This is a genomic window from Ochrobactrum teleogrylli (assembly GCF_037482325.1).
Classification (GTDB): Bacteria; Pseudomonadota; Alphaproteobacteria; order Rhizobiales; family Rhizobiaceae; genus Brucella; species Brucella teleogrylli.
Map to the genome: position 1 here is coordinate 746,932 of NZ_JBBHKQ010000002.1, position 25,039 is coordinate 771,970.

The window sequence follows — 25,039 nt, forward strand, 5'->3', positions numbered from 1 at the left end:
TCCGCCATTATGCTCATACTCCTAGTCTAATTCGCAGAACATTTGTCTAAATCTCTATTGACATGTTCGAAATGCGGTGCACAAAATGTGTCTAGTTTAACTAAATGTGCGCTTGCGTTATCTGGGAGGATCAATGCGCTACGATTATGCATCTGTTGGCTTTTACACATTCGACTGTCTTGGTTATCCGATCGACAAGCTTCCTGCTGGAGGAGGAGTATCGTTTGTTGAAGAAATAGCTCTCGCAGTATCGGGAACGGCTGGGAGTTGCGCGATCGATGCTGCGAAACTCGGCCTCAAAACGCTTGCCGTAGGAGCAGTCGGGCCCGATCACATGGGCAAATGGGTCCTCCAAGAACTTGACCGTCACGGTGTGGACACCAGTGCTATGCAAATCCTGGAACATTCGCGAACGTCGACCACGATTGTCACCACCCGCTCAGATGGTGCGCGACCGGCGATGCATATGAAAGGTGCGACGGGTGATTTCATCATTAGCGACAACATGCTTGACCAAGTACTTGATGCCAAAATTGTACATCTGGGCGGCACTGGCCTGATGAACCGTATGGATGGCCCTCGAAGTGTCGAGTTTTTGAAAGCCGCCAAAGCGCGAGGTTGCGTCACGACACACGATCTTTTGGCAGGCACTCCAGAGTTTTTACCGCTCGTGGAGCCGCTGATGCCCTATGTAGACTATTTCATTCCATCTATCGAAGAAGCGGAAGGACTATCGGGATTGCGCAACATTGAGGAGATCGCGCAGTTCTTCCTAGATAAAGGCGTGGGATGCTGTGTGCTCACACTTGGTGGCGTGGGCGCTTACTACCATCATTCCGATGGTACCAAATTCTTAATCCCCGCATTTGAGGTGGATGTCGTATGCACGTGCGGATGTGGTGACGCATTCGACGCAGGTTTCGCAACCGCCCTGATCAAGGGCTATGATCCTGAAACATCCGTGCGGTTCGCTCAGGCGGCGGCAGGGCTTGTCGCAACCGGCCTTGGTTCGCAGGCAGGTATTCAGTCATTTGAGCAGACCTGGGACTTCATGCTTCAGGCCCCAGTTCGTGCCGAGCGAAAACCAGCTGCACGCTGGGCTGTTTGATCACGTCTCATAATCCATATTGAAAGCAAGCACGGGAGCGGAGGAGGCAACCATGTCAATTGTTACGAAAACTCTCATCACATCCATATTTTTGACAGCATTGACCGGGGCCGTTTCGGCACAAAACCAAGCAGATCTGATCAAACCGGTCGACAAGGAACTGACGTTTGTCTTCATTCCAAAAGTCATTCATCCCTGGTATGACGTCGTCGCAGATGGCTCGAAATTTGCCGCTGAAGAGCTCGGCAAACAGGGCATTAAAGTCAAGGTAATCTGGGACCAGCCCCCTCAGGCGGATGTCACTGATCAAAATCAGCGCATCGAGACAAATATAGGTCGTCATCCTGACGGAATAGCAGTGGCGTGTCTTGACCAGGCCACCAACACACAAATGTTAAATGAGGCCAGAGATGCGGGTGTGAATGTCATAACATTCAACTCATTTTGCAATGACCAGTTTCCGTTTGTCGGTCCTAAGGACAGTGAACAGGACGGCTATGATCTGGGAGAATTTCTGGCCAAACATCTCGGCGGCAAAGGCAAAGTTGGGATTTTGTCGGGTAGCCTGACGGCAACAGATCATATTCAGCGGATCAAAGGATTTAAGAAAGCGCTCGAAAAACACCCGGACATGCAAATTGTATTCGAGCAGCCGGATAACGACGTTCTGGAAGAAGCAGTTTCGCTGACAGAGAACGCACTCCAGGCCCACCCCGACCTCGCCGCGATCTTTGGTTCAAACGCGTCCAATCCTATCGGAGCCGCCCGTGCGGTTAAAAACGCCGATAAACAAGGGAAAGTGGCAATCGTCGGCATGGACGACCTTCCAGAAGCTGTAGATGCGGTCTGTGATGGTACGATTACCGCACTTAAGGCCCAACGGCAGTGGGATATGGGTTACTGGTCGGTACGTTATCTCGTCGCCATGAACCAGAACCACACTTATCCAATGGCCCACGACACGGGTTCGCGTTTCATCACAAAAGACGATTGCAAGTAGAAATGCCTAGCCGGGCGCAGACGTATGCGCCCGCTGAAGCCACGGAGACATTTCATCATGTCTGATTATGTATTCGAAGCGCGCAATCTTTCAAAGAATTACGGCGTAGTCCAGGCCCTATACGATGTTTCGCTTGGCATTCGAAAGGGTGAGGTGCATGCAATCATCGGTGAAAATGGTGCGGGTAAAAGCACGCTGATGAGCGTGTTATCAGGAAAAGTACGCCCCAGTTCAGGTACGCTTTGGCGTAATGGCCATCAAATTGAATTCAGCGCGCCCAGTCAGGCACAGGTCGCAGGCATCACAATCGCCCCCCAGGAGATCAACCTCGTTCCGCATCTGACTGTTGCTGAAAACATCATGCTTGGTATGCATATAAAGAGGCCGTCAGGTTTTGGAATTGATTGGCGACAAACGCGGCGGCGGGCAGCTGAACACCTTCACGCAGTTGATGACGGCATCGATCCGGACATGAAGGTGTGCGATGTGAGCAAGGCACATCAACAACTCATACAGATTGCACGCGCGGCAGCGACCTCCGCAAAAATCCTAATTCTCGACGAGCCGACAGCCACTTTGACTTGGAGGGAGACCGAAAAGCTCTTCAAATACGTAAATGATTTTCGGAAGGCTGGCGGATCCATTTTTTATGTTTCACATCGGCTCGATGAAGTTCTGGAACTATCAGACCGCATATCGGGCTTGCGTGACGGAAGGTATGTAGGCGAGCTTGATCCGGTGAAAGCCACCAAAGACGATATGGTCCGTTTGATGGCGGGGCGTGCTGCAGCCCAAATTGCCCAGCCAGTACGCAGGCCGCCGTTGGCCACGGCTCCGGCCTTGGAAGTGAAAAATCTTTCGCGATCGGGCGAATTTACAAACGTCAGTTTTACGTTGCATCAAGGTGAAATCCTGGGCGTATCTGGCCTCGTCGGATCAGGGCGTACCGAACTGGCGAAATGCATTTTTGGACTAACGCGTCCCGATTGCGGTGAAGTGCACGTCTATGGCCAGAACGTAACACATGCTGACCCCTTAGGCATGGTCAATAAAGGTCTTGTCTACTTGCCTGAGGAGCGGAAGCAGGAGGGAATTTTCCCTTTGCTAAGCATCGCTGAGAATATGGCGATGCCTTCCATTGATCGCTTTCGCACTCTAGGCACGATGCGCAATCGCGAGATGATGAGCGAGGTTGGCGATTACGTGAAAAGACTTCGCATAAAGATCGGATCCCCCTCAGATCCGATCACTAGCCTCTCGGGTGGTAACCAGCAGAAGGTCATCATCGCACGTTGGCTGATGAAGAATGCACGTATTCTCATAATGGACGAGCCTACCCGCGGGATTGATGTGAACGCTAAGTTTGAGATTCAAGCCGAACTGCGTCGTTTCACGGAGCAGCAGGGGCTTTCTATCATCTTCATCTCATCGGAGCTGGAAGAAGTCATTACGGTTTCTGACCGGATCATGGTTATGCATGACGGGAAGGTCAAAGGAACGCCACAAGCAGCTGAAGTGTCGCAGGAGTCTCTGCTGCAGCTCGCCATGAGTTAAGGATATAATTATGGCACAGGAAATAGTTTCAGACCCTATCACAACCAGATCCTCGTCGGGTCTTCTCACGCGGTTCTGGCAATGGGAAGCAAGCGGCGTGCTCGTGGCGCTTGTCGTACTGACCGCTGTACTCGCACTTGTCACAGATAATTTTCTGACCACTTATAATATCTCGGTCGTGACGCGTCAGGCAGCTTTTGTTGGGCTGGTTGCGCTTGGTCAGACATTGGTTCTGCTTGTGGGGGGCATTGATCTGTCGGTTGGAGCAGCCGCAGGTCTTTCGGCAATTGTCGGGTCTCTTTTACTCACAAGCCTCGGGATCCATCCCTATGCGGTCATACCTCTTACGATGCTCTTTGGAATGGGGCTTGGACTTTTGAACGGATTCTTTGTCGCGTTCCTTCGGCTTAATCCCTTCATCGTAACACTCGCGACCTGGGAAATATTCGCCGGAATCACGCTTGTCATTACCAAAGGTTATCCAATACGGCCGCTTGGCGAGACATTTCAGTATTTTGGTAAGGGTGAATTATTTTCAATCCCGATTCCAGTGATCATTTTCATAATGGCAGGTCTTCTTCTAATCTGGATGCTGACGCAGACAAAGTTCGGCCGCAACATCTATGCCGTGGGCGGAAACCGAGACGCAGCCATTCTTGTCGGTATAAAAACCAGGATGGTCGAGTTTCTCGTCTTTGGGATGGCCGGCATGTTTGCCGCTCTTGCTGGTATCCTTTTTGCAAGCCGGATGGATGCCGGTCAGCCATCTGTCGGCGAAGGTTGGCTCATGGGCGCAATCACAGCAGCCATATTAGGAGGCACTAGTCTTCGCGGCGGTCAGGGCTCAGTCGTTGGCACAGTTCTTGGAGCACTACTGCTCACGGTGCTGGCAAATGGAACTGTGCTGCTAAATGTATCCGGCTTCTGGCAGCGCGTCATCGTTGGCGGTGTCGTGCTCGTAGCCATCATGGTTGACCTCTTCCGACGGCGCGCGTGACGAGACATTGCTGAAGATCGGCAGTTTCACAGAAGATGAACCGTTTGCGTTCTTATTTCCGGTAAGGCATTAAAACCGAACAGGCTGTCGCAAACAGGGGACAAAACGAGTGAGTGATTTTCAGGAAGATCTGCGAGTACGTGCAGCCTGGCTTTATTACAAGGAAGGTATGACCCAGGATCAGGTGGCCCAGGAACTTGGCGTTACGCGCACCCGCGTGCTGCGGATGCTCGGAACTGCGCGCCAGGATGGCATCGTGCAGATCCGTGTTACAGCAAAGCAGAGCCGTTGTGTTGAGCTGGAACGGGCAATAGAAGAACGTCACGGGCTCGAAAGGGCCATCATCATACCAACACCCGTACAAAACGAACAGACTTCCGACGTTATTGGAGCTGTTCTTGGCGAATTCATAGCCGATCGCCTTGATCAGAATGTGACGATTGGTCTTGGCTGGGGCAAAACGCTCAGTTCAGCCTTAGGATCCATCCCGCAACAGGACGCTAAGGGAATTTCGGTCGTCTCACTGCTTGGCGGATTGACAAAAGTAAGCGCCTTTAACCCGTCCGAGTTTGCCTGGCGGCTGGGCGATCGACTTTCGGCCGAATGTCTTTTGATGGCCGCTCCTGTTTTTGCGCCAGATGCAAAAACGAGAGATGCCCTCATGACCCATCCTGGCATCAGGGAAGTATTCAGGCGTTCTGAGCATCTTGATCTTGCAATCATCAGTGTTGGTGACCTGTCTCCCTCCTCCACATTTGTAAAGTACGGGCTTCTCGAGAAAGAAGAGATAGCCTCTCTGGAAAGGGCCGGTGCCATTGGCGACGTTCTGTGCCGTTTTGTAAACGCCCGGGGCGAAATCGTCGACCATCAAGTGAATGATAGGGTCATCGCGGTTCATCCCGAAACCCTGCGTTCGGCCCGAAAAGTCGTGCTAGCTTCTGGTGGATGGCAGAAATTAGCAGTGTTTAAAGCTGCAATGAAACTTCTGCGGCCAAATATTATTGTTACAGATGAAGTCGTTGCCGAAAGGCTTTTGGGAGAGGACTAAGCCCCTGCGCCATTCTCCTAATGCAAGTCTCTGAGACAAAAATTTCCCACCGCCGACCCAATCGCCTGAACGAGAACTGATTGCCAGTCAAAAAATCCCGAACGCTCAAGGTTCAAATTTCCTGAAACAGTAAAACGAACAGGCAAATCACAATTGTGAAAAAAAGTATTAAATGTAAGGAATTTTTCGTACCTTTAGCATAGTTCCAATTGTCAATGGTGAGTAATTAAGGTGGCTGCTATCTTTTCGGCGACCATGATCGTCGGCAGATTGGTATTGGCGCATGGTATTGTCGGCATGATCGAAGCATCGCAAATGAACAAGCCTTCAAGGCCGCGCACTTCTCCGTCCTTGTCCGTAACCGCCATCCTGTCAATATCCGCTCCCATCCGACAGGTGCCAGAAGGATGCCAAACACCTCCAACAGTCTCCCGAATATAGGCCTCAAGATCCTCGCGACTTTCAGCAAGACGCGATGGATTATCAAAATTTGCAAGCATGTAGGGGAGAATCCTTTCACGCAGTTTACCAATCGCATCAAGCCCGATCGAACCTAATCCTGTGATCGCCGCCACCAAAGCCGAAGGCTTGGAAAACCGTTTACCGATCTCGGACATGCCACCCGCATAGACGCCGGAAACCACTGCAGCAAGCTTTGGATCGCTCGCAAGCCGTACCGCCCGCTCAAAGGCATCGGCAAGTCGAGTGAGATCGCGCCGATCCGACAACATGCGGAAATCAATGCGCGGCGGACCGTCCGGAGCGGCGGGATCGAGCATGAGTTGGCCGCGTGAATAGGATTTGTTGACCCAGAAGAAAATCGAACCGAGTTGCCGCCCGACAGGGTGCCATGCGGCGCGGGTGACGAAATTCATGTGCATATCGCCGGGTGGACAACCCTCAAGGCCGGAGGAAAAGCGATAGCCGATGGGAATATGATAATCTGGTGCGCCCTTCTGACGTGCGGAAGGCTTCAGGAAAGGAACCAACCCCGCCGACGGATGCTCCATTAGGTTCTGGCCAACGCCGGGTAGATCGTGCAACGTCGTAATTCCGCAATCGGCCAGATGGGGCGCGGGGCCAATGCCGGAGCGCATGAGGATCGCGGGCGTCGCCAAAGCGCCGGAGGAAAGAATGACGCGGCCGGCGCGCAATTCCTCGCGGTTTTCACCGCGCGTGACCAAGACTCCAACCGCCCTTCCGCGCTCCACGAGAATACGCGAAACCGTAGTCTCCGTTCTGATTTCGAGATTGGGACGGCGGCGAACTTCCGGCGTAAGATAAGCCCATGCCGTGCTTACGCGCCGGCGTTGCTCATCCATATTGACGGCCATTTCAAAGATACCCTCCTCCCATACGCCATTCTGGTCGGGCAGAAACGGAATGCCCCGATCCTCGCAGATTTGCAGCATGGTGCGGGTAAAAGGTGTCCAGATCACATCGCCCCGACGACGAATGGGAAATGGCCCTGTCTTGCCGTGCAACTCATTGTCTATGTCGAGATCACGTTCCAGCTTCTTGAAGAAAGGTAGACATTCTTCCCAAGACCAGCCGTCAATGCCCATCGCGCCCCATTCGTCATAATCATGGGGCGAACCACGATTGGCTCCGATGCCGTTGATGGCAGAGCCACCACCGAGAACACGAGCCTGCTCATAGCGGCTAGCCTTGCTTTCTGGCTGGTTCGAGCCGCCATAGGGCAAGGAAGCCTTGAGACCGGACCAAGTATAACGTGGATTGGAATAGGCAACTCCCGGATAGGGGTTGGCGAGGTCAGGAAAATCCTCTGGCCGCGCGGCATCAATCCCCGCTTCGAGAAGAACAACCCGCAAGGCGGGATTCTCGGTTAGGCGCGAGGCAAGCACGCAGCCGGCGGAACCGCCGCCGACGATGATATAATCCGCTCGAATTGAGTTTGAACGCATTCCGAAGTATCCTGAAGCCTGAAACCGTCTCAGCCGGCCTTGTAGGCGATGCAATCCACTTCAACCTTGCAATCGACGACCATCGACGATTCCACACAGCAACGCGCCGGGGGATGATCGCCGAAATAGCGTTCGAACACACCGTTGAAACTCCAGAAGTCGCGGGCATCGTCCAGCCAGACGCCGACGCGCACGATATCGGACGTCTGGTAGCCCGCGTCATGCACGATCTTGAGCATGTTCTCGATAGCGATGCGCGCCTGCTCGACGATGCCCGTTCCGGCGATCTCGCCGTCTCGCATAGGCGTCTGGCCCGATACGTGCAGCCAGCCTCCCGCTTCCACCGCCTTGGCGAAAGGCAGTTTGCGGCCCGCTGATCCGCGCCCTTCACCCACTCCGTGTCTCTTGATGGTCATTTCAGTATCCTTTTTTCAATTGATGAAGCACGGCCAAAGCTCAGCGCGTAATGTCGATCGTCATAGTCTTAAGGTCGCACATTTCCATCAGCGTATGGCGCCCACCGGTCCGGCCAAGGCCGCTTTGCGTGCCCGCTGCACCACCTGCGGGAATATGCGGTTCCCAATAGCAGCTCTTCTCATTGACGTTGACGATACCGACGCGCAGGCTTTCAGCGAAAAAGAATGCCTTTTTGATCGTATTGGTGAAAATGGCCGCGTTGAGCCCGTAGGGACTCGTCGCCGCCAGTTCCAATGCCTCCTCGTCCGTCTCGAAGGTTAGCACCGGAGCCACCGGTCCGAATGATTCTTCCTTGTTAAGCAAGCTTTCGTGCGTCAGCCCCGTCACAACGGTCGGCTCGAAATAGAGATTCGTCGGCATACCTTCGGCAATCTTGCCACCGATCAGCACCTTCGCCTTGCGCGCGGCGGCGTCGGCCATATGGGACAACATCTTGTCCAGCGCTGCCGCGTTGTTGACCGGCCCCATGGTTGTGGCCGGGTCGAAGGGGTCGCCCATGCGTACCTTTCCGGCCGCCTTCACCAGCCCGTCCACAAAGCGATCGTGAACAGATTTATGCACCAGCACCCGCTCTGTCGCCGTGCATATCTGGCCCGCATTTGCGAAACAACCCGCGCCGATCTGTTCCGCCGCCATCTCGATGTCAGCATCCGCAAGCACGATGGTCGGCCCGTTACCGCCCATTTCCAGAAGCAGGGGTTTGCCTGCTCCGCGCCTCGCTATGGTCGCTCCCGTGACGGAACTTCCGGTGAAGCCGATCGCATGGGTGCCGGGATGTACGACGGCTTCGTCGCCGACCTCCGCCCCATCGCCCAGAACGAGATTGATAGCGCCATCGGGCAACCCTGCCTCAATCATGCATTCCATGAGGGCAACGGCGATGAGCGAGGTCGTCGGGGCGGGTACCCAGACCACCGTATTACCCGTCGCAACCGCAGGTCCAAGATAATAGAGGCATGGCAGGCCTAGCGGAAAATTCCACGGCGTGATGATCGCGAAGACACCCTTTGGCTGCAGGAAGCAGAAGGCACGCTTGTTGGCATCGGCAACAGGAAAAGCGGCCGTTTCCAACCATTTCATTTGTTCCGCCGCGTTGCGGAAACCGAGAGCCGCCGCACCGACTTCCGCTTTAGCCTCGGAATGAAACGGCTTGCCTTGCTCAAGGCAAAGCAAGCGTGCAAGCTCATCGGTGCGCCGGTCGATCTCGTCGGCGACCTTCATGCAAAGCGCCGCCCGTGTGAAAACGCCCATCTTACCAAGACTTTCGCGTGCACGTTCCGCGGCCGCCACGGCACGGCCCACATCGGCTCGTGTCGAAAGCGCGATATGGCCGAGCGTCTCGCCGGTGGAAGGACTGTCGATTTTGAGGAAGGTGCCCGAACTGCCCGCCAGCCACTCCGATCCGATACGGTTGACGCCGAGCCGTAGACCAGATTCCGGTTCCGTCACGATAGGCATGCCACGCAAATTGGGGCCATTGAGCGAGGATTTGAAATGAACCGTCATGACGAACTCCTTTGACCGTAGCCAGTTTGAATCTTAAGAATGGTTTCGCGACTGCGCTGAACGGCGGCGGCGAACAGGCGCGCGCCCGCTTCAGGCGACGCTTCGGAGGGAGTGCCGATAACGCCGTTTTCCCGGATCGCCTCGAAGGGACGCCAAACGGAAACCGCCGGTCCCGCGTAAAGGTGTGGATCGGGCCATGATGGCGGCGTCGTGCCTTTCGGTATCAGTGCAGTGCGAACGCTTTGGGGCAGGACATGCATCATCAGCGATGTTTCCAGAGCGCAAGCGTGCCCGCTTCCACCAACCGCATCCGGCAGGGTTTCCGTGGCAATATCCGCGATGAGGTCGAAATAGGAAAATCCCGCCGAGATCACCCCATCACGCCCGAGCGTCGTGATTGCGACCTGAATGGCCGCCCGGTTGCCGCCATGCCCATTGATGATCACCGGCAGAAAACCGTCCTCCCAGAGACAACTGCAAAGATCGACCATAACTGCGATGAACGTCTGAGGTGCAAGGCTCATCGTACCGGGAAAAGCTCTATGGTGCTGCGAGGAACCATAGGCGAACGGTTCGCAGACCCGTATCCCATCTTGCCCCTCCGCCGCCTTAAGCGCGACGGCGTGAGCAAGCCAGATGTCCAGACCCATTGGCAGATGGGGACCATGCTGCTCCACAGCGCCGGTCGGAAGCAACGCGACAGAACGCACGGGCCCGACCATCGCCAGACGTCCCGCTTCGGGCGATGTCATCCAAGCGAAGGAAGAAGCCACTGCGGGCATAAACACGCTCATCGCGCCGCCTCCACGAGACGGGTCTTGGCATAGGTCATGCCGGAATCCGCCAGAAGCGCGGCCATGATGATTGCGCCCTTGTAGAGTTCGAGGCTAGATGGGTCGGTGCCGAAAATGCGCAGCGCCGTAGTCAGAAGGCTGACGATCAGCGCCCCGACGACCGTACCCCAGACCGTACCGCGACCACCGAAAATGCTGGTGCCTCCCAGAACAGCCGCCGCGATGGCGTCCAGCAGCAATGACGTGCCGCCAATATTCGGCGTCACCACTGGCACGCGGCTGATCATGATGAAAGCCGTGAGGAAAACGAACAGGCCGGACCCAGCATAAACGAGAATGATATGACGGGTGACAGGTATCCCGGCGAGTTCAGCCGCAGCCGCGTCGGAACCCAGTGCATAGGTGCGCAAGCCGAAGCGTGTGCGGCGCATGATGACAGCGGCCAGAGCCACAATGGCCAGCGTGGTGAAAATCACATGCGGAACTCCAAACGACCGCTCGACACCGATGAAACGCAGCATGGGTTCCTTCAGCATCAGTACCCCCTTGGATGCCACCGCAAGCGTCGCGCCTTGCAGCGCTACCATGGCAGCAAGGGTCGTGACGAATGGCGGGATTTTCAGGAGGGATATGATGAAACCATTGGCAAGCCCGACCGCGAGCATCACCACCAAACCTATGACAAGCGCGCCCGGCAGTCCCATACCACTATCGACCAATGTCGCTATGAGTACGGCACAGAAGGCAACGCCAATACCTGCGCTAAGATCAATCCCGCCGGTCAGAAGCACGATGAGGGCGCCAAGTGCAAGAACCGCGATGGGTGTAGCTTGCGATACGATATTGATCAGGCTCTGCCCAGAAACCACGCGTGGATCCACCACGGCAAAAATCACGGTCAGGACGATCAGAAGAATGAGAGGAGCGAGATCAAGGACACGCCTCGCCATCCTGTTCCGGGACTCCGTCATACCACGCCTCCTTTCAGGGCCAGGCGCTTGAGCGGACGTACCGCGTCCCGCGTTCCGCCGGTCGGCTGTTCGATCAGCCGGTCGCCGAACGCCAGGGCCATCACGTCTTCTTCGGTCGCGCCATGGGAAAGCTCTCCCACGGAATGCCCTTCACGCATGACGATGATCCGATCCGCAACGCCCAGAACCTCGGGCAATTCACTGGAAACCATCAATATAGCCGCGCCCTGTTGCTTTAGCCTGGCGATCAAGTGATGCAGTTCCGACTTTGCGCCAACATCCACGCCACGCGTCGGCTCATCGAGAAGAATAATCTTCGGATTTGTCGCAAGCCACTTGCCTATAACAACCTTTTGCTGGTTGCCGCCGGAAAGTTCGATGGTCAATTTGTCCGGCTGCGCCGGGCGCACGCCGAGTGAGCCGATTATTTCCTTTGCCATTGCGCCAATCCTGCGCAGGGAAAGAATACCCAACCGGCTGTTGCCACGAATCCAGGCGAGAGACAGATTATCACGGATGGACATGGTGCCGACAAAACCTTCAAGGTGCCGGTCCTCCGGGATGTAGACAATGCCCGCACGGTTTGCCGTCTTGACATCACCTCCGACCTGGCCCTCGCCGAATACTGAAATCGAACCATCATGCAATGTTTCAAGTCCTGCGATCAGGCGCAGCACTTCCGACCTGCCACTGCCCATGAGACCAGCGAGAGCAACGATCTCGCCGCAGCGCACATGCAGCGAGGCGCATTTGAGCAGTTTTCCGTTCGAAACGTTTTTAATCTCAACGGCCTTCTCGCCGATTTTCGCTTGTCGATAGGGGAATACGTCGCCTACCTCGCGGCCCACCATCATGGAAACGATTTCGGCTTCCGTCGTCTCCGTGGTACGGCGCTCGCCGATAAACTTGCCGTCGCGCAGCACAACCACGCGGTCGCACTGATTGAAGATCTCCTCCATCTTGTGTGAAATGTAGAGAATACCCGCACCTCGCGCCTTCAACTTGTCAATCAGGACATAGAGCTGGTCGCGCTCACGGTTGGACAGCGCGCTCGTCGGCTCATCCATGATCATGAACCAGGCGTCCGAGAGAACGGCGCGCGCGATTTCTACCATCTGCTGCCGCCCAACGGAAAGGGAACGAAGTTCTGCATCGACCGTAATATCGAGCGAAAGCTGGTCCATGATTGCCTGCGCTTCGCGCCGCATTCGCGCCCGGTCGAGAAACCCGAGCCGGGTTCGCGGCTCGCGACCGACGAACATGTTTTCTGCAACCGTCAGATCGGGTGAAAGGCTGAAATGCTGGTGAATGACACTGATGCCCGCCGCGTCTTGCGGCGAATTGAAGGCGACCGCCTTGCCGTCGATGACGAGTTGTCCTTCATCGGGACGATGCACGCCGGAAATGCACTTCACAAGTGTCGATTTTCCCGCGCCGTTCTCGCCGGCGAGTGCGACCACCTCGCCAGCCGACACGGCAAAGGAAACGCCGTCAAGGGCCTTGACGCCGGGGAATATCTTGCCCATGCCGCGCAATTCGATGCTGTGTTTTTCGCTGGCGTTTACAGTCGCACTGACCGCTGCCGCCTTTGCGGAAACCGATTTCCTGCGGCGTAGAGACCGGAAAAATTCTGTGAGACTTTCGGGCTGGCTTGCCAGCACGGAAATCAGAATCAAAGCGCCGGTGATGCAATAGATGACGATCTGCGGAAGCTGAAGAAAGGAAAGGCCCGTATTGATGACGCCAAGCAGAAGGGCGCCAATTGCGGTGCCCCAGATAGAACCTTGTCCGCCGGAAAGCTTCGTGCCGCCGATGATCGCCGCCGTGATCGCGGTAAATTCCAGGCCGGTTCCGGCAAGAGGCTGAGCCGAACCGAGACGACCGATGGTCAGGATCGCGCCAAAGCCCGCCGTCGCGCCCGCAATGAGATAGACCGATATCCGCACCCACTCCACCGGCACCATCGATGCGCGGGCCGCTTCCGCATTGCCGCCGACGGCATATATCCAGCGTCCATAGACAGTGCGTCTGAGCACGAACCACCAGAGGCACAGGACAATGCCCGCGATGATCACGGAAACGGGAAGAAACCCGAAAGTCTCGCGGCCCGCAAAAAGAATGACGGGATCCGTGATGGCGATGCTGGATGCGCCTGACATGCTGAGCGAAAGGCCGCGCGCAAAAGCCATGGTGGCCAGCGTCGCGATGAAAGGCGAAATACCCGCGAAGCCGATGAGCGCGCCATTCAGGAGGCCGATCGCGCCGCCGCTCACCATAGCGGCGACAAGCGCCGCCAGAGCGGAACCCGTCGATGCATGGACAAGCCCTGCCGTTACTCCTGCAAAGGCCAGCGTGCTGCCGACGGAAATATCTATGCCGCGTGCAATGATTACTGCCGTCATGGCGAAGGCGATCAGCGCGATCACGGCACTCTGCTGCGCGATGCTGACGAAATTGCCCGCCGTCAGAAAACGCGGATCGATCCAGCCGAAAACGGCAACGGAAATTGCGAGCACGATTATCAGAACGGGCTCGTTGCGGCGAAGGAAAGCTGATTTCCAGGTCTGGGACATGGTTCCCACCTATCGAACATGGCGACCTATCCGCGCGGCGGCGAAAGGAGGCGGACTTTCAGGAATTACGGCTTGGGCACCGGCACGTCAGTGACACGCCGGTGCCATTTCCGGGACGGTTACTTACCGACCGTCATGGCCGAAACGGAAACCTTGGGACCAAGCTGTTCCGTATAGTTCTTGGCCTCGACCGCTTCCTTTTCGGTGTTGATATAATCAACGCTCAATCCGGCAGCCTGGAGCTTCGACGCCGTTTCGTCGGATATGACGAAATAGGTCGGCATGAAAAGGTCCTTCGGCAGTTCCTCGTCTTTCGCGAGACGGGCGGCGACCGCGATGTTCCAATAGCCGACGCGATAAGCGCCGGTCAGCACGTCAATGACCATCTTACCGCTATCGATGAGGTCCTTCATCTCAGCATCACCGTCATAGCCGCCATAAATGAGATCGGTTCCCATGGAACTGGCGACCGAATCCGCCGCCAGGCAAAGGCTATCGGAAATGCAGCCAATGGCCTTTAGATCAGGATAGGTCGTCAACCAGGTCTGTGCTGCATTGGTGGCCTTAGCCGCGTCCCAGTTGGTCGGCTCGACGCCGACGATCTTGATCTTCGGGAATTCCTTCTTGATCGTATCGACGAAACCGTTTTCTCTTGTATCGGAAACGAAATTGCCTCGCGAACCCACGAGCAACGCGATCTCCCCTTCGCCGCCAAGTGATGTAGCAATGGCGCGAGCAACCATGGCCATATTGTCATAGTCGGGATAAAGCGTCGAATAATTGCCGCCGCCATCCACCTTGTTGCCCATGGTGATGACTGGTATCTTGGCGTCCAGCGCCTTCTTGATCGCCGGGAGGACCGCATTCTTGTCGATAGGGTCGATGAGAATCGCGCTCACACCCTGATTGATGAAATTCTCGATGATGCCGACCTGCTTTTCCAGGCTCCCTTCGGCGCTCTGCCATGTGGATTTCACGCCGTAATCGGAAGCGGCAACGTCGCCGGCCTCCTTCATGCGAACATAAAACGAGTTCTGCAGATCGATAGCGGCAACGCCCAGCACCTTCTCCTGTGCGAAAGACGGCGTCGCAAGCGCCAGCGCGATCAATGCCGCGGATGCTTTAAGAATAGTCCTCATGTTCCAGTTCTCCTCTGCCTCGACAGGTTTTTATCTGGGCGTTTGCCGCCTCTTCTTGAAATTGGTCCGCCGCACCCTTTTTCGGCCCAGCGGGAATTCGTTTGCCCAACCTTGCCCCGCCCTTCAGGCGGAAAGGCCGTCTATACCCGCGCCGCAAATCAGCCCGGCGATCCGCTCGCCCGACTTGGGCGCAACCGCGCCCGACACCAGCGCGGCGAGTGAAGCCGCGCCGCTGAGATCGGCCGCAATCCCGAACTCGAACCACAAAAGCTCGGCGGCGCGCTGCATGTCCTGGTCCTCGATCAAGACAATGTCATCCACATGACGCCGCGCGATTTCATAGATGGTCTCGTCCGTGCGACCGCAGGCCATGGTAGCCACCCTGGTGGTAATCTCCGGCAACTGAACGACATGGCCCGCAGCGAACGAGGCGTGCAATGTCGGCGAACCGACCGGCTCCACCCCGATAACGCGCGCGGATGGGTTCACGGCCTTGATCACCTGCGATAGGCCGGTGATGAGGCCACCGCCGCCGATGGCAACGATATAGAGGTCCACGTCGGGAATCTGCTCGATCATCTCAAGCGCGACGGTTCCCTGCCCCGAAACAATAGCGTCGTCGGCGAAAGGATGCATGTAGAATGCGCCCTGCTCCTTCGCAAAGGCCAGAGCGGCCTCATGGGCCTCGTCCCAAACCATGCCATCATAGTGCACATCCGCGCCCCATTTACGCAGTTTCTGCTCTTTGATCGGGCTGGCATTCTTCGGCAAAAAGATCGTGGCTGGCACACCGGAGTGGCGCGCCATATAAGCCGTCGCCAGACCGTGATTACCGCCCGATGCCGCGACAAGCCCCTGCGCGATCCGTTCCGGCGGCAGGGATTTCACCCGGTTTGTGGCCCCGCGTATCTTGAATGAACCGCTGACCTGCAGGCATTCCAGCTTCAGATAAAAGTCGTTGCGAATGTCGGCACCAGCACATTGCTCAAGCTTGAAAACCGGCGTCCTGCGCACGAAGGGCCTAATGCGTTCCGCCGCCGCCTTGATATCTTCGTAGCTCATCGGGCTATTCCTCGTCCGCCAGCGCTTCTGGATATTCGTTCGCAAGCACGAAGCAGCAATTTCCCGGACGCACACGCCCTGGTTGCCGCTTGGCGAAGACGAAGCCATCAATTGGATGGCGCAATGTGACCGGCTCACGCGACGGCGAGCGCAGGAAATGTATGCGCCCGGCGACATCGCCCTTTTTCGCGATGGCTCCAAGCTCGCTCAGGGGCTCGAAAACCCCGTCTTCGTCTGAAATAATATATCCTTCACTGCCGGGAACCTTGAGCACGCGTGCGTTGGCGTTGGCTGGAATGTCCGGCTCTCCTTTCAGCACACCCGCATATTTCAGTACATTGCGGATGCCGCGCCGGCAGATCGCAAGCGCTTCCTGACCCACAAGGCCACCGCCAGCCATCTCGCTGCCGATCACGATCAAGCCCTGCAGATTCGCCGCCGCCGTGGAGGTCCGCGTCTCTCCCAGGTTGTCCACCATCACCACGGTGGGCGCGCCGAATGCGAGCGTCGCCTTGATGTTTCGGCGATGCCCTTCCGGCGTTGGGGAGCGTTCGATGATGGCGCTGGGAAGAATCATCAGCGACGAACCGCCAGAATGCAGATCGAGAAAATAATCGGAAATGGGGAACAGACAATCATTAACATAGGCCGCTATCTGGCGAGTCAGCGTACCGTCAAAGTCGCCGGGGAAACAGCGGTTGAAATTCAACCCGTCGACGGGCGAGGTTCGCGTACCCGCTTCCACCGCCCGAATGTTGACAGCCGGTATTGCGATGATGCGACCGGAAATCTCCGATGGGTCGATCTCACGCAGCAATTCGCCAAGCGCGATCGGTCCCTCATATTCATCGCCGTGATTGCCAGCCTCGATGAGGACAGTCGGCCCCGTGCCGTTCTTCACGACGGCCAGCGGAACCTGCACGGTCCCCCACGCGTCATCATGCGGTGATTGGGGAACACTGAAGTACCCGATCTGCTTGCCCGGTCGATCCAGATCGACGGAAGTGAAGATGCTGTTGCGCCGCGGCGTCGCCGGCTTGCGCTGCAAACCATCGGACTTCACCACCGTGAAATTTGTCATCGAACCCACTCAGTTTTTTGTTGTGGGTTTCATCATGGCAGTTTTATATATGGTGTCAAGTTTGAATATGAAACGAATAGCGAGATCGCTTTCGGTTCTCTATGGTGGCGGTTCCACAGAGGATTCACGCATGAACAACAATACGAATGACGACGGCAAGCCGTCTTATTCCGCGCCCGCACTGACGAAGGGGCTAGAAGTGCTGGAACTGCTTGCAGAGGCCCGCTGTCCGCTGACTATGAAGGAAATCGCCGACGGCCTCGGCCGCTCCAAGAATGAAATATTTCGAATGCTGGTGGCCCTTCAGGAACGTGGCTATATCGAGCGCAACCCGGAAACCGACGCCTTCTCCCTCACCGACCGGCTGTTCAAGCTCGGCCTCCATACGCCGAGCGCGCAGGATTTGATGACGGCGGCTATGCCCGAACTTTCGGTGATCGCCTATGAAAGTCAGCAATCACCACATCTCGTGGTCCTCAATCATGGATTGACCGTCGTGACGGCGGCGGTTCCGGGTGGGGAAGACATGTCTTTCACACTGCGGCTCGGTTACGGGCGTCTCGCCACCGACTCGACTTCCGGCCAGGTCATCCTTGCTTTCCAGCCGCCGGGGGTTGCGGCCAGGATGATCGATCAGTGCATCGCGAATTCTCCCACGCCGATCGACCGCCCTGCGCTGGAGACACACCTCAAAACCATTCGCTCCAAGGGATATGAACTGCGCGACAGCCGCGATTTCGTCGGTATAACCGACATCTGCTGCCCGATTTTCGGATCGGATGGAACCGCCGTGGCATCCATCATCATAGCTTATGTCAACCGGTACCGGCGGGAGAACCGCCATGAAACCACGCTGGCCATATTGCAAGCCGCCTGCGATCGCATTTCCGTCCGGCTGTCCCCGCACATACGCCCCCTATAAAGCGAGTTCCATCAAATCGGGTCATACCAAACCGCCGCTTACTTGTCCGCCAACGCTTCAGGAGCCATTATCCGTGCAGTCGAATAACACGAAAAAGTCCCTTCGCGACGGTCTTCGCCACAGCTTGATCGTGTCATGTCAACCTGTGCAGTATGGTCCAACGGATAATGCCGATTTTGTCATCGGCTTCGCCAAGGCAGCCGTTGCAGCGGGCGCTAAGGCCGTGCGTATCGAATCCATCCGCTATGTCGCAGCTGTCCGGCCTTGGATCGACGTGCCGATTATTGGGATCGTCAAACGCGATCTGAATGACAGTCCCGTACGCATCACGCCATTCATATCCGATGTCGATGCGTTGGCGGATGCTGGTGCGGACATCATCGCCTTCGATGCGACGGATCGCGTACGGCCCGCATCCGTCGCAGCACTTCTCGATGCAGCGCATCGGCGCGGCAAACTGGCCATGGCCGACTGCTCCTCACTGGAAGACGCCCGGCAGGCGCTTGCCCTTGGCGTCGATTTCGTCGGCACGACACTGTCGGGTTATGTCGGGGGCCCGGTTCCTGATGCACCTGATATCGCGCTGATCACGGCCATGCGGCGACTCACTCCCTACGTCATCGCCGAAGGGCGCGTGAAAGCGCCTGCCGATGCGGCGCAAGCAGTGCAGGCCGGTGCATTCGCGGTCGTCGTCGGTTCCGCCATCACCCGTACCGAGCACGTTACGCAATGGTTCCGGGACGCGGTGGAAAGCGCCCATGCCAGCGAGGCAGCTTCATCCCAAACGCGCCTCGCTATCGACATAGGTGGCACGAAGATCATGGCGGCGCTGGTGCGCGGGAGCGAAATCATCGACAGCATAACGATAGTGACAGCGCGCGACGCAGGACCGGAGGCATGGCTGCGATCGATCCACGCGGCCGTGGATAAATGGCAGATCGACAAGCTGCCCATCGGCATCGCTGTTACCGGCGCGGTACGCAATGGATTCTGGTCCGCTCTGAACCCCGAAACTCTCGCCATTCCCGACAATTTCGAGCTGACGGAAACGGCATCCCGATTGTTCGGCAATGTCGATATTCTCGCAATCAACGATGCGCAAGCCGCAGCATGGGGCGAATATCGCCACGGCGCTGGCGCGGGATGCCCTGACATGGCATTCCTCACCATATCGACAGGAATCGGTGGCGGACTCGTAGTCAATGGCCGGTTGCTCGGCGGACTTGCCGGGCATTTCGGACAGATCGGCTCTTTGTTGCACGGCGCCCCCCTCGAAAACATAGTCAGTGGACGCTGGATTGAGGCCGAGGCACACAAGACCGGCCATGCCGTCGATGCGAAAGGTGTATTCGCCGCCAAGGTTGCCGGCGAAGCATGGGCCGCATCCATCGTCCGCCATTCGGCGCAACGCATTGCCGGATTATGCAGCGACATCAAACTCGCGCTCGATGTCGGGCGGATCGTGATCGGCGGTGGTGTGGGACTGGCCGAAGGCTATATAAAAATGGTTCAGGAATTCACCGACAACGCGCCACCTCACCTACGACCGGAAATCGTTCCCGCCGCACTGGGTGGCAATGCTGGCATTGTAGGCGCCGCTGATCTCACCCTTCAGAAATTTTTCAACCGGTAATCAAGCCATGACAAAAAACCGGATTGGCACGGACGAAGTCGCGCAACTGCTGGGAGCGATGGTCGCCATACCCAGCATCAATCCTGCCTTTCAGAAAAGCGGTCTCCCAACGGAATGGTTCGGAGAAGCGAAACTCGCGGACTTCATCGCTGGCTGGCTGCGCAACGAAGGCATCGAAGTTTGGATGGAAGAAGTCCTGCCGGGACGCCCCAACGTGGTGGCCCGTTTGCCCGCAGCCGCAGACGCTGTCTCCATGATATGGGAAGGCCACACAGATACGGTACAGGTTGAAGGCATGGACAAGCCATTCGAACCGCGTCTGGAAAATGGGCGGCTTCACGGACGCGGGGCGGTTGACGACAAGGGATGTCTTGCCATGTTCATGCTGGCAATGCGCGAACTCAGGCGTAATGGCTGTGCTTGTGACCTCACCTTCGTGGCAGCGATCGACGAAGAAACCACCTTTGAGGGTGTTCTGCACCATGTACGCGCCAGACCCGTTTACGACCTCGGCATCGCCGGAGAGCCAACAATGCTCGCACTGGTAAACGCCTGCAAGGGCGTTATACGGTGGCAGATCGAAGTCGATGGCCGTGCATCGCATGCCTCCAAACCCGAAGAGGGTGTGGACGCGCTGCTTGCCGCCGCCGATCTCGTGCGTCATCTGCGGGACTATATGTCATCTCACGAGCGCAACCACAAAACGCTCGAGCGACGCACCTTGACCTGTACAATGATGCAGGCTGGCGAAGGCCCCAACACGGTACCGAGCAAAGCCGTCCTGACCTTCGACTTGCGTACATTGCCGGATCAGACCGGCGAAGAGGCATGGACGGAAATAAAAGTAGTCGTTGACGAATTCGCCGCCCGTTATCCATCCGACACTCAAATCACGATGCACAGGCCTTATATCGACTCCGTCTCCATGGAAGTTCCCCCTGACGCTCGTATCGTCACCGCGCTTTCACGCCTGTTACAAGATTATGGCCTTCCTCATGAACCGATTGGCGTCCCGTTTGGATCGGATGCGACCAAATTCACCCGATCCGGTACACCGACGGTAGTTTTTGGTCCCGGAGACATAGCCCAGGCCCATGCGCGTGATGAATATGTCGAAATTGATCAGATCATTCGCGGTTCGGAAATCCTCATTACTTTGGCTCGCAGCTTTACCCGATTGGACCCATTGATTCGAGAGGGCTGCGTGTCGTAAGGAATCGTAGATTGGGACGGTCCAGCAGGCTGAAGCGTGGTTGCGGAGGCACACAACCACCGAGACCAACACTCGCTCCAAATCGCAGTCGAACTGTCGATTATAGCCCAGACACAATCAAATCGGACGCTGTCACATTGATTGAGTGCAAGCTCAGGCTCGACCTGCCCTTCACTGCATAATTCTTAAACGCGTTGGAACCGATATGAACCGCCGGCGCCTACTATTGAGCGATGCGCGATGCCAGTCAATAACGCGTCTCCGTAGCCGTCCAGTGCGCAATCCCATGATGTTAACGTGGCACGGCCTCTTAAAGAGTGCTGTACAGATATTGCGCGGTAAACAGATCGAGATGCCCGCCGCCAACATTTTTGTAGACGGTGATCTGGCGGTCGTCGCTGCGACCTGGATGTTTTGCCTGACATAGCTCAATCAGATCAGCTTCGATCTGCTCAGAGCTGATCAGACCGGTGGCGAGCGGAATTCCGAGTTCGCCCGAACCATCGCAACAATGGCGCGTATCGACAAATACTCGTTCGGCACGGCGGAACACGTCATCGTCGGCTTCTCGCATGTCTGGCATATAGGCGCCGATCAGATCAACATGAGCGCCCTCTTTCAGCAGTTTTCCCTTCACCAGCGGACTGGTTGACATGGTGACGCAGGATATGATGTCCGCCTTGGCGACGGTATCATCAAGATCCTGCACAGCAACAATGTTGACGCCAGCAATTTCAAGTCGGCTGGCAAGTTTTTCCGCCCTGTCGAAGCTGCGGTTCCAGATAAAGACTTGACCGATCGACGGTCGGCTGGCGCAATGAGCCTGCACCACATGGGGCGCTAGCCCCCCGGCGCCAACCACCAGCAAGGTACGGGCGTCCCTGCGCGCCAGCAGGCTGGCGCCAAGTGCCGAATCTGCCGCCGTCTTCTTGAAGGTTTCAATGGCGCCGTCGCAGACCATCAGTGCTTCGCCGGTCTGACCGCTGAACAGCGTTACCGTGCCCTGGATCGAGGGTTGGGCCACAGGAAGTTTGACATTCGCAGGGAAAACCCCGACCAGCTTGACGGCAACGGCCTCGCCTTCGAGCCACGCTACCAGGGATACGAACTGGTTGTCAGGACTTTGCCGGTCCTGCAGTACGGTAGTGTTGCATTGCGGTCGTTTGCCGCTCGCGTGCGCTCGACGCAAGGCTTCGATCAATCCCGGATAATCGAGCGCGGCATCGGTTTGATCTGCATTGAGAGTTATCATCATTCGTTCCTGTCAGGCCACGCGCGTCAGAAAACTTTTGGTACGCGGATGTTGTGGATTGCCCATCACCTTCTTGGGCGGGCCGGATTCAACAATCACGCCACCATCCATGAAAATCAGATGGTCGGCGACTTCGCGGGCAAAGTTCATTTCATGCGTGACGACAATCATGGTCACGCCATCTTCGGCCAACTGGCGCATCACCGCCAGAACCTCACCGACCAGTTCCGGATCAAGAGCTGATGTGGGTTCATCAAAAAGCATCAGCCGAGGCTGCATCGCCAATGAACGGGCAATCGCCACGCGTTGCTGCTGCCCACCGGAGAGCTGGTCGGGATAATAATTGGCGCGCTCGGTAAGGCCGACTTTTTCCAGCAGCTTCATCGCCGCAGCGGTGGCCGACTGGCGACCTATCTTGCGTACGATCATAGGCGCCTCAATGATGTTTTCCACCACGGTCTTATGGGGGAAGAGATGGAAGCCCTGGAACACCATGCCCATTTTCTGGCGCTGGCGTGCCAGTTCGTTGAAGGACATCGTATAGAGCCGCTCCCCTTGCCAACGCATGCCGATCGGCTCGCCTTCCAGCAACACGGCGCCGGAATCCGGCACTTCGAGATAGTTCAGGCAGCGCAACAATGTGCTTTTGCCGGAGCCGGATGGGCCGACAATGCAGGTCACGTCCCCCTTTTCCACCGTCATGTCGATGCCGTCGAGCACCCGGTGATTGCCAAAAGATTTGGTCAGTCTTTCCACCTGCAGCAGTGGCAAGATCGCGGACGTTTCATTCATTTTTGATATCCAAGCGCAAATTTGAAGGGCAGCAGTCTGGACAGGAATGGCGCGGAACGGGTGATCTGCCGGAATTTCAGGCGGTTCTCGATATGGTGTTCGATGATGGTCAGGGCGGTTGACAGGATGAGATACCAGATCGTAGCCACGATCAGCAGCGGAATGGTCTGATAAGTGCGCGAATAAATCATTTGCGCCGAATAGAGCAGATCGGGCAAGGCAAGCACGCTGACCAGCGACGTGAATTTCAGCATTGAAATGGTGTCATTGCCGATCGGCGGAATGATAATGCGGATTGCCTGCGGCAGCACGATGCGCTTCATGATCTGAAACCGCGTCATGCCAAGTGTCGCGGCGGCCTCGGTCTGGCCTGGATTGATCGCCTGGATGCCAGCGCGGATGGTTTCGGCGGCATAGGCGCTTTCTGTAAAGGACAGGCCAAGCAGTGCTGCACTCATCGGCGTGATCAGCGTGTTCATGTCCCAAGACCACAAGGTCGGCCCGAACGGAATGCCAATGGTCAGATTGGGAACCAGAAGCGCCAGATTGTACCAGAAAATCAGCTGGACCAAAGGCGGAACGCCCCGAAAGAACCATATCCACAGCCAGCTTGCCCATTGCAGCACCGGATTGGCCGACAGGCGCATCACGGCCAGTATGATGCCGATTGCAAAACCGAAGATCATTGCGGCAAAAGTCAGGAACAGCGTGCGCGCCAAGCCAGCGAGAATGTCGGGATGAAACATGTAGCGCACAACAATGTTCCATTGCAGGTTCTCATTGGTCGCCAGCATATTGACAAAACTCAATGCGATCAGAATGAGCACGGCGCCGGTGATCCATCGAGACGGATGGCGCACGGGTATCGGTTTGACACTATGTATATCCGGCCGATGCGCGACCGTCTTTGCTGTTCTTGCCATGATTTACTCCAGACTACCGTATCGTGTTTAGCGAAATTCGTATTCGAACTCACCAAACCTGCCGGCCCGTGTTCCGGGCCGGCCCTTGCGTGATGGACCGCGGCTGTATTCGCACCGCCGCCGGCTGACGGGCGTTCTCCTTCAATCGGCCCTGATTATTTTGGCTCCGAATTGTCCTTAGTAACCAGAACCGCCTTTTCCAGGGTGCCGGCCCCATCAACGCCCCACCTTGCCATGATTTCCTTGTAGGAGCCGTCATCGATCATGGACTGGATGGTATCGCGGAAAACTGGCCCGAGCGCATCACCCTTGCGCACGCCAATGCCGTTGAAGACCGGATTGCTGACCAGTTCAGATACGCTGAAGCGCCCGGTAATCTTGGCCATATAGTGCATTTTCGCCGATCCGGCCGCCACCATCTCAACACGCCCCGAGGACACAGCCAGTTCGGCGGCGTTCTGGGTCGTGAATTGCTGCAGGTTAATCGGCTTCTCACCGGCGGATTCGCACAATTCCGCGCTCTTTTCCTTCAGATATTGGTAGTCCCAGGCACCGGTCATCACTGCAACGCTATGGCCGCACAGATCTTTTTCCGACTTGATGGAAAAGTCCTTGCCTTTCAAGAAGGCATAGGCGGTGCCTTCCTTGCGCTGAGGAATGAAATCAAGCGAATCAAGCCGTTCCGGCGTCACACCGAAGGAAGAAAATCCGGCGTCAAAACGCTTGCTGGCCAGGCCCGGAATGATGGCGTCGAAACTGGTTGCGGTAAATTCGAATGGCACGCCAATGCGTTCCGACATGGCTTTGGCCATATCGATGCTCCAGCCTTTCAGGACGCCGTCTTCGACAAACTCGTCCGGTGGCCAGTCATTGAAGGCAGCAATCTTGACGCCCTTCCTGTAATTCTCCGGCACAGCGTCCTGTAGTGCCTTGATCGGTGCGGCATGCAGCGAGGTGATGCCGGCGGCCGTGGCCAGCGCCGCCAGCGCTACCATCATGCGCCGGGATGCGGTTTTGCGACGATTGGTCATTTATCTCCCCTTTTGATTGGAGTTTTATCCCCGTGCGA

Annotated in this window: 21 protein-coding genes; 8 read left to right on the plus strand and 13 right to left on the minus strand. The window is 56.6% G+C overall.

What is annotated here, in order from left to right; all coding sequences use genetic code 11:
* Window positions 1-133 precede the first annotated feature (133 nt).
* The 5 genes from WIX40_RS21010 to WIX40_RS21030 all read left to right on the plus strand — a co-directional run bounded on the left by WIX40_RS21010 (window position 134) and on the right by WIX40_RS21030 (window position 5,707).
* Complete coding sequence (locus WIX40_RS21010) at window positions 134-1,108, plus strand: carbohydrate kinase family protein (RefSeq protein WP_339441937.1); 975 nt, start codon at window positions 134-136, stop codon at window positions 1,106-1,108.
* 52 nt (window positions 1,109-1,160) lie between these two features.
* On the plus strand, window positions 1,161-2,108 hold the full coding sequence (locus WIX40_RS21015) for a substrate-binding domain-containing protein (protein WP_339441938.1): 948 nt from the start codon (window positions 1,161-1,163) through the stop codon (window positions 2,106-2,108).
* A gap of 57 nt (window positions 2,109-2,165) precedes the next feature.
* Window positions 2,166-3,662, plus strand: coding sequence for a sugar ABC transporter ATP-binding protein (locus WIX40_RS21020; protein ID WP_339441939.1), 1,497 nt, complete (start codon window positions 2,166-2,168; stop codon window positions 3,660-3,662).
* Window positions 3,663-3,765: 103 nt separating this feature from the next.
* Window positions 3,766-4,659, plus strand: coding sequence for an ABC transporter permease (locus WIX40_RS21025; RefSeq protein ID WP_339441941.1), 894 nt, complete (start codon window positions 3,766-3,768; stop codon window positions 4,657-4,659).
* Window positions 4,660-4,768: 109 nt separating this feature from the next.
* Window positions 4,769-5,707 carry a sugar-binding transcriptional regulator gene (locus tag WIX40_RS21030; protein ID WP_339441943.1) on the plus strand — a complete coding sequence of 313 codons (939 nt, stop codon included), beginning with the start codon at window positions 4,769-4,771 and terminating at the stop codon, window positions 5,705-5,707.
* A 212-nt stretch (window positions 5,708-5,919) separates the two neighbouring features.
* On the opposite strand, the gene WIX40_RS21035 is transcribed toward WIX40_RS21030, so the two are convergent.
* The 9 genes from WIX40_RS21035 to WIX40_RS21075 all read right to left on the minus strand — a co-directional run bounded on the left by WIX40_RS21035 (window position 5,920) and on the right by WIX40_RS21075 (window position 17,235).
* Window positions 5,920-7,632, minus strand: coding sequence for a GMC family oxidoreductase (locus WIX40_RS21035; RefSeq protein WP_339441944.1), 1,713 nt, complete (start codon window positions 7,630-7,632; stop codon window positions 5,920-5,922).
* 29 nt (window positions 7,633-7,661) lie between these two features.
* A complete protein-coding gene (locus WIX40_RS21040; protein ID WP_339441946.1) occupies window positions 7,662-8,048 on the minus strand; it encodes a RidA family protein in 387 nt (128 codons plus the stop codon).
* Between the two features lie 40 nt (window positions 8,049-8,088).
* The gene (locus WIX40_RS21045) at window positions 8,089-9,615 is read right to left on the minus strand and encodes an aldehyde dehydrogenase family protein (protein ID WP_339441948.1); all 1,527 of its coding nucleotides are present in this window, start codon (window positions 9,613-9,615) and stop codon (window positions 8,089-8,091) included.
* Complete coding sequence (locus WIX40_RS21050) at window positions 9,612-10,409, minus strand: creatininase family protein (protein WP_339441950.1); 798 nt, start codon at window positions 10,407-10,409, stop codon at window positions 9,612-9,614. Before WIX40_RS21050 ends, WIX40_RS21045 begins: the two co-directional genes overlap by 4 nt.
* Complete coding sequence (locus WIX40_RS21055) at window positions 10,406-11,380, minus strand: ABC transporter permease (protein ID WP_339441952.1); 975 nt, start codon at window positions 11,378-11,380, stop codon at window positions 10,406-10,408. The genes WIX40_RS21050 and WIX40_RS21055 overlap by 4 nt, the downstream gene beginning before the upstream one ends.
* Window positions 11,377-13,953 carry an ATP-binding cassette domain-containing protein gene (locus WIX40_RS21060; RefSeq protein WP_339441954.1) on the minus strand — a complete coding sequence of 859 codons (2,577 nt, stop codon included), beginning with the start codon at window positions 13,951-13,953 and terminating at the stop codon, window positions 11,377-11,379. The genes WIX40_RS21055 and WIX40_RS21060 overlap by 4 nt, the downstream gene beginning before the upstream one ends.
* A gap of 119 nt (window positions 13,954-14,072) precedes the next feature.
* Window positions 14,073-15,092 (minus strand): sugar ABC transporter substrate-binding protein, encoded by a 1,020-nt coding sequence (locus tag WIX40_RS21065; RefSeq protein WP_339441955.1) that lies wholly within the window; start codon window positions 15,090-15,092, stop codon window positions 14,073-14,075.
* Window positions 15,093-15,215: 123 nt separating this feature from the next.
* Window positions 15,216-16,154, minus strand: a complete 939-nt coding sequence (locus WIX40_RS21070) for a threonine ammonia-lyase (protein ID WP_339441956.1) — start codon at window positions 16,152-16,154, stop codon at window positions 15,216-15,218.
* Window positions 16,155-16,158: 4 nt separating this feature from the next.
* Window positions 16,159-17,235, minus strand: a complete 1,077-nt coding sequence (locus tag WIX40_RS21075) for a succinylglutamate desuccinylase/aspartoacylase family protein (protein ID WP_339441957.1) — start codon at window positions 17,233-17,235, stop codon at window positions 16,159-16,161.
* A gap of 130 nt (window positions 17,236-17,365) precedes the next feature.
* On the opposite strand from WIX40_RS21075, the gene WIX40_RS21080 reads away from it, so the two are divergent.
* From WIX40_RS21080 to WIX40_RS21090, 3 genes are all read left to right on the plus strand, one after another.
* Window positions 17,366-18,157, plus strand: a complete 792-nt coding sequence (locus WIX40_RS21080) for an IclR family transcriptional regulator (protein ID WP_339441959.1) — start codon at window positions 17,366-17,368, stop codon at window positions 18,155-18,157.
* Window positions 18,158-18,230: 73 nt separating this feature from the next.
* Entirely contained in the window at window positions 18,231-19,790 is a 1,560-nt protein-coding gene (locus tag WIX40_RS21085) for a putative N-acetylmannosamine-6-phosphate 2-epimerase (protein ID WP_339441961.1), read from the plus strand.
* A 7-nt stretch (window positions 19,791-19,797) separates the two neighbouring features.
* Window positions 19,798-21,003, plus strand: coding sequence for a M20 family metallopeptidase (locus tag WIX40_RS21090; protein ID WP_339441963.1), 1,206 nt, complete (start codon window positions 19,798-19,800; stop codon window positions 21,001-21,003).
* 310 nt (window positions 21,004-21,313) lie between these two features.
* On the opposite strand, the gene WIX40_RS21095 is transcribed toward WIX40_RS21090, so the two are convergent.
* The 4 genes from WIX40_RS21095 to WIX40_RS21110 all read right to left on the minus strand — a co-directional run bounded on the left by WIX40_RS21095 (window position 21,314) and on the right by WIX40_RS21110 (window position 25,001).
* Window positions 21,314-22,204 carry an ornithine cyclodeaminase family protein gene (locus WIX40_RS21095; RefSeq protein ID WP_339441965.1) on the minus strand — a complete coding sequence of 297 codons (891 nt, stop codon included), beginning with the start codon at window positions 22,202-22,204 and terminating at the stop codon, window positions 21,314-21,316.
* Window positions 22,205-22,267: 63 nt separating this feature from the next.
* Window positions 22,268-23,047, minus strand: coding sequence for an amino acid ABC transporter ATP-binding protein (locus tag WIX40_RS21100; RefSeq protein ID WP_339441967.1), 780 nt, complete (start codon window positions 23,045-23,047; stop codon window positions 22,268-22,270).
* Complete coding sequence (locus WIX40_RS21105) at window positions 23,044-23,970, minus strand: amino acid ABC transporter permease (protein WP_339441969.1); 927 nt, start codon at window positions 23,968-23,970, stop codon at window positions 23,044-23,046. The genes WIX40_RS21100 and WIX40_RS21105 overlap by 4 nt, the downstream gene beginning before the upstream one ends.
* Window positions 23,971-24,125: 155 nt before the next feature.
* Window positions 24,126-25,001: a transporter substrate-binding domain-containing protein gene (locus WIX40_RS21110; protein WP_339441971.1), complete on the minus strand. Its 876-nt coding sequence runs from the start codon at window positions 24,999-25,001 to the stop codon at window positions 24,126-24,128.
* Window positions 25,002-25,039 lie beyond the last annotated feature (38 nt).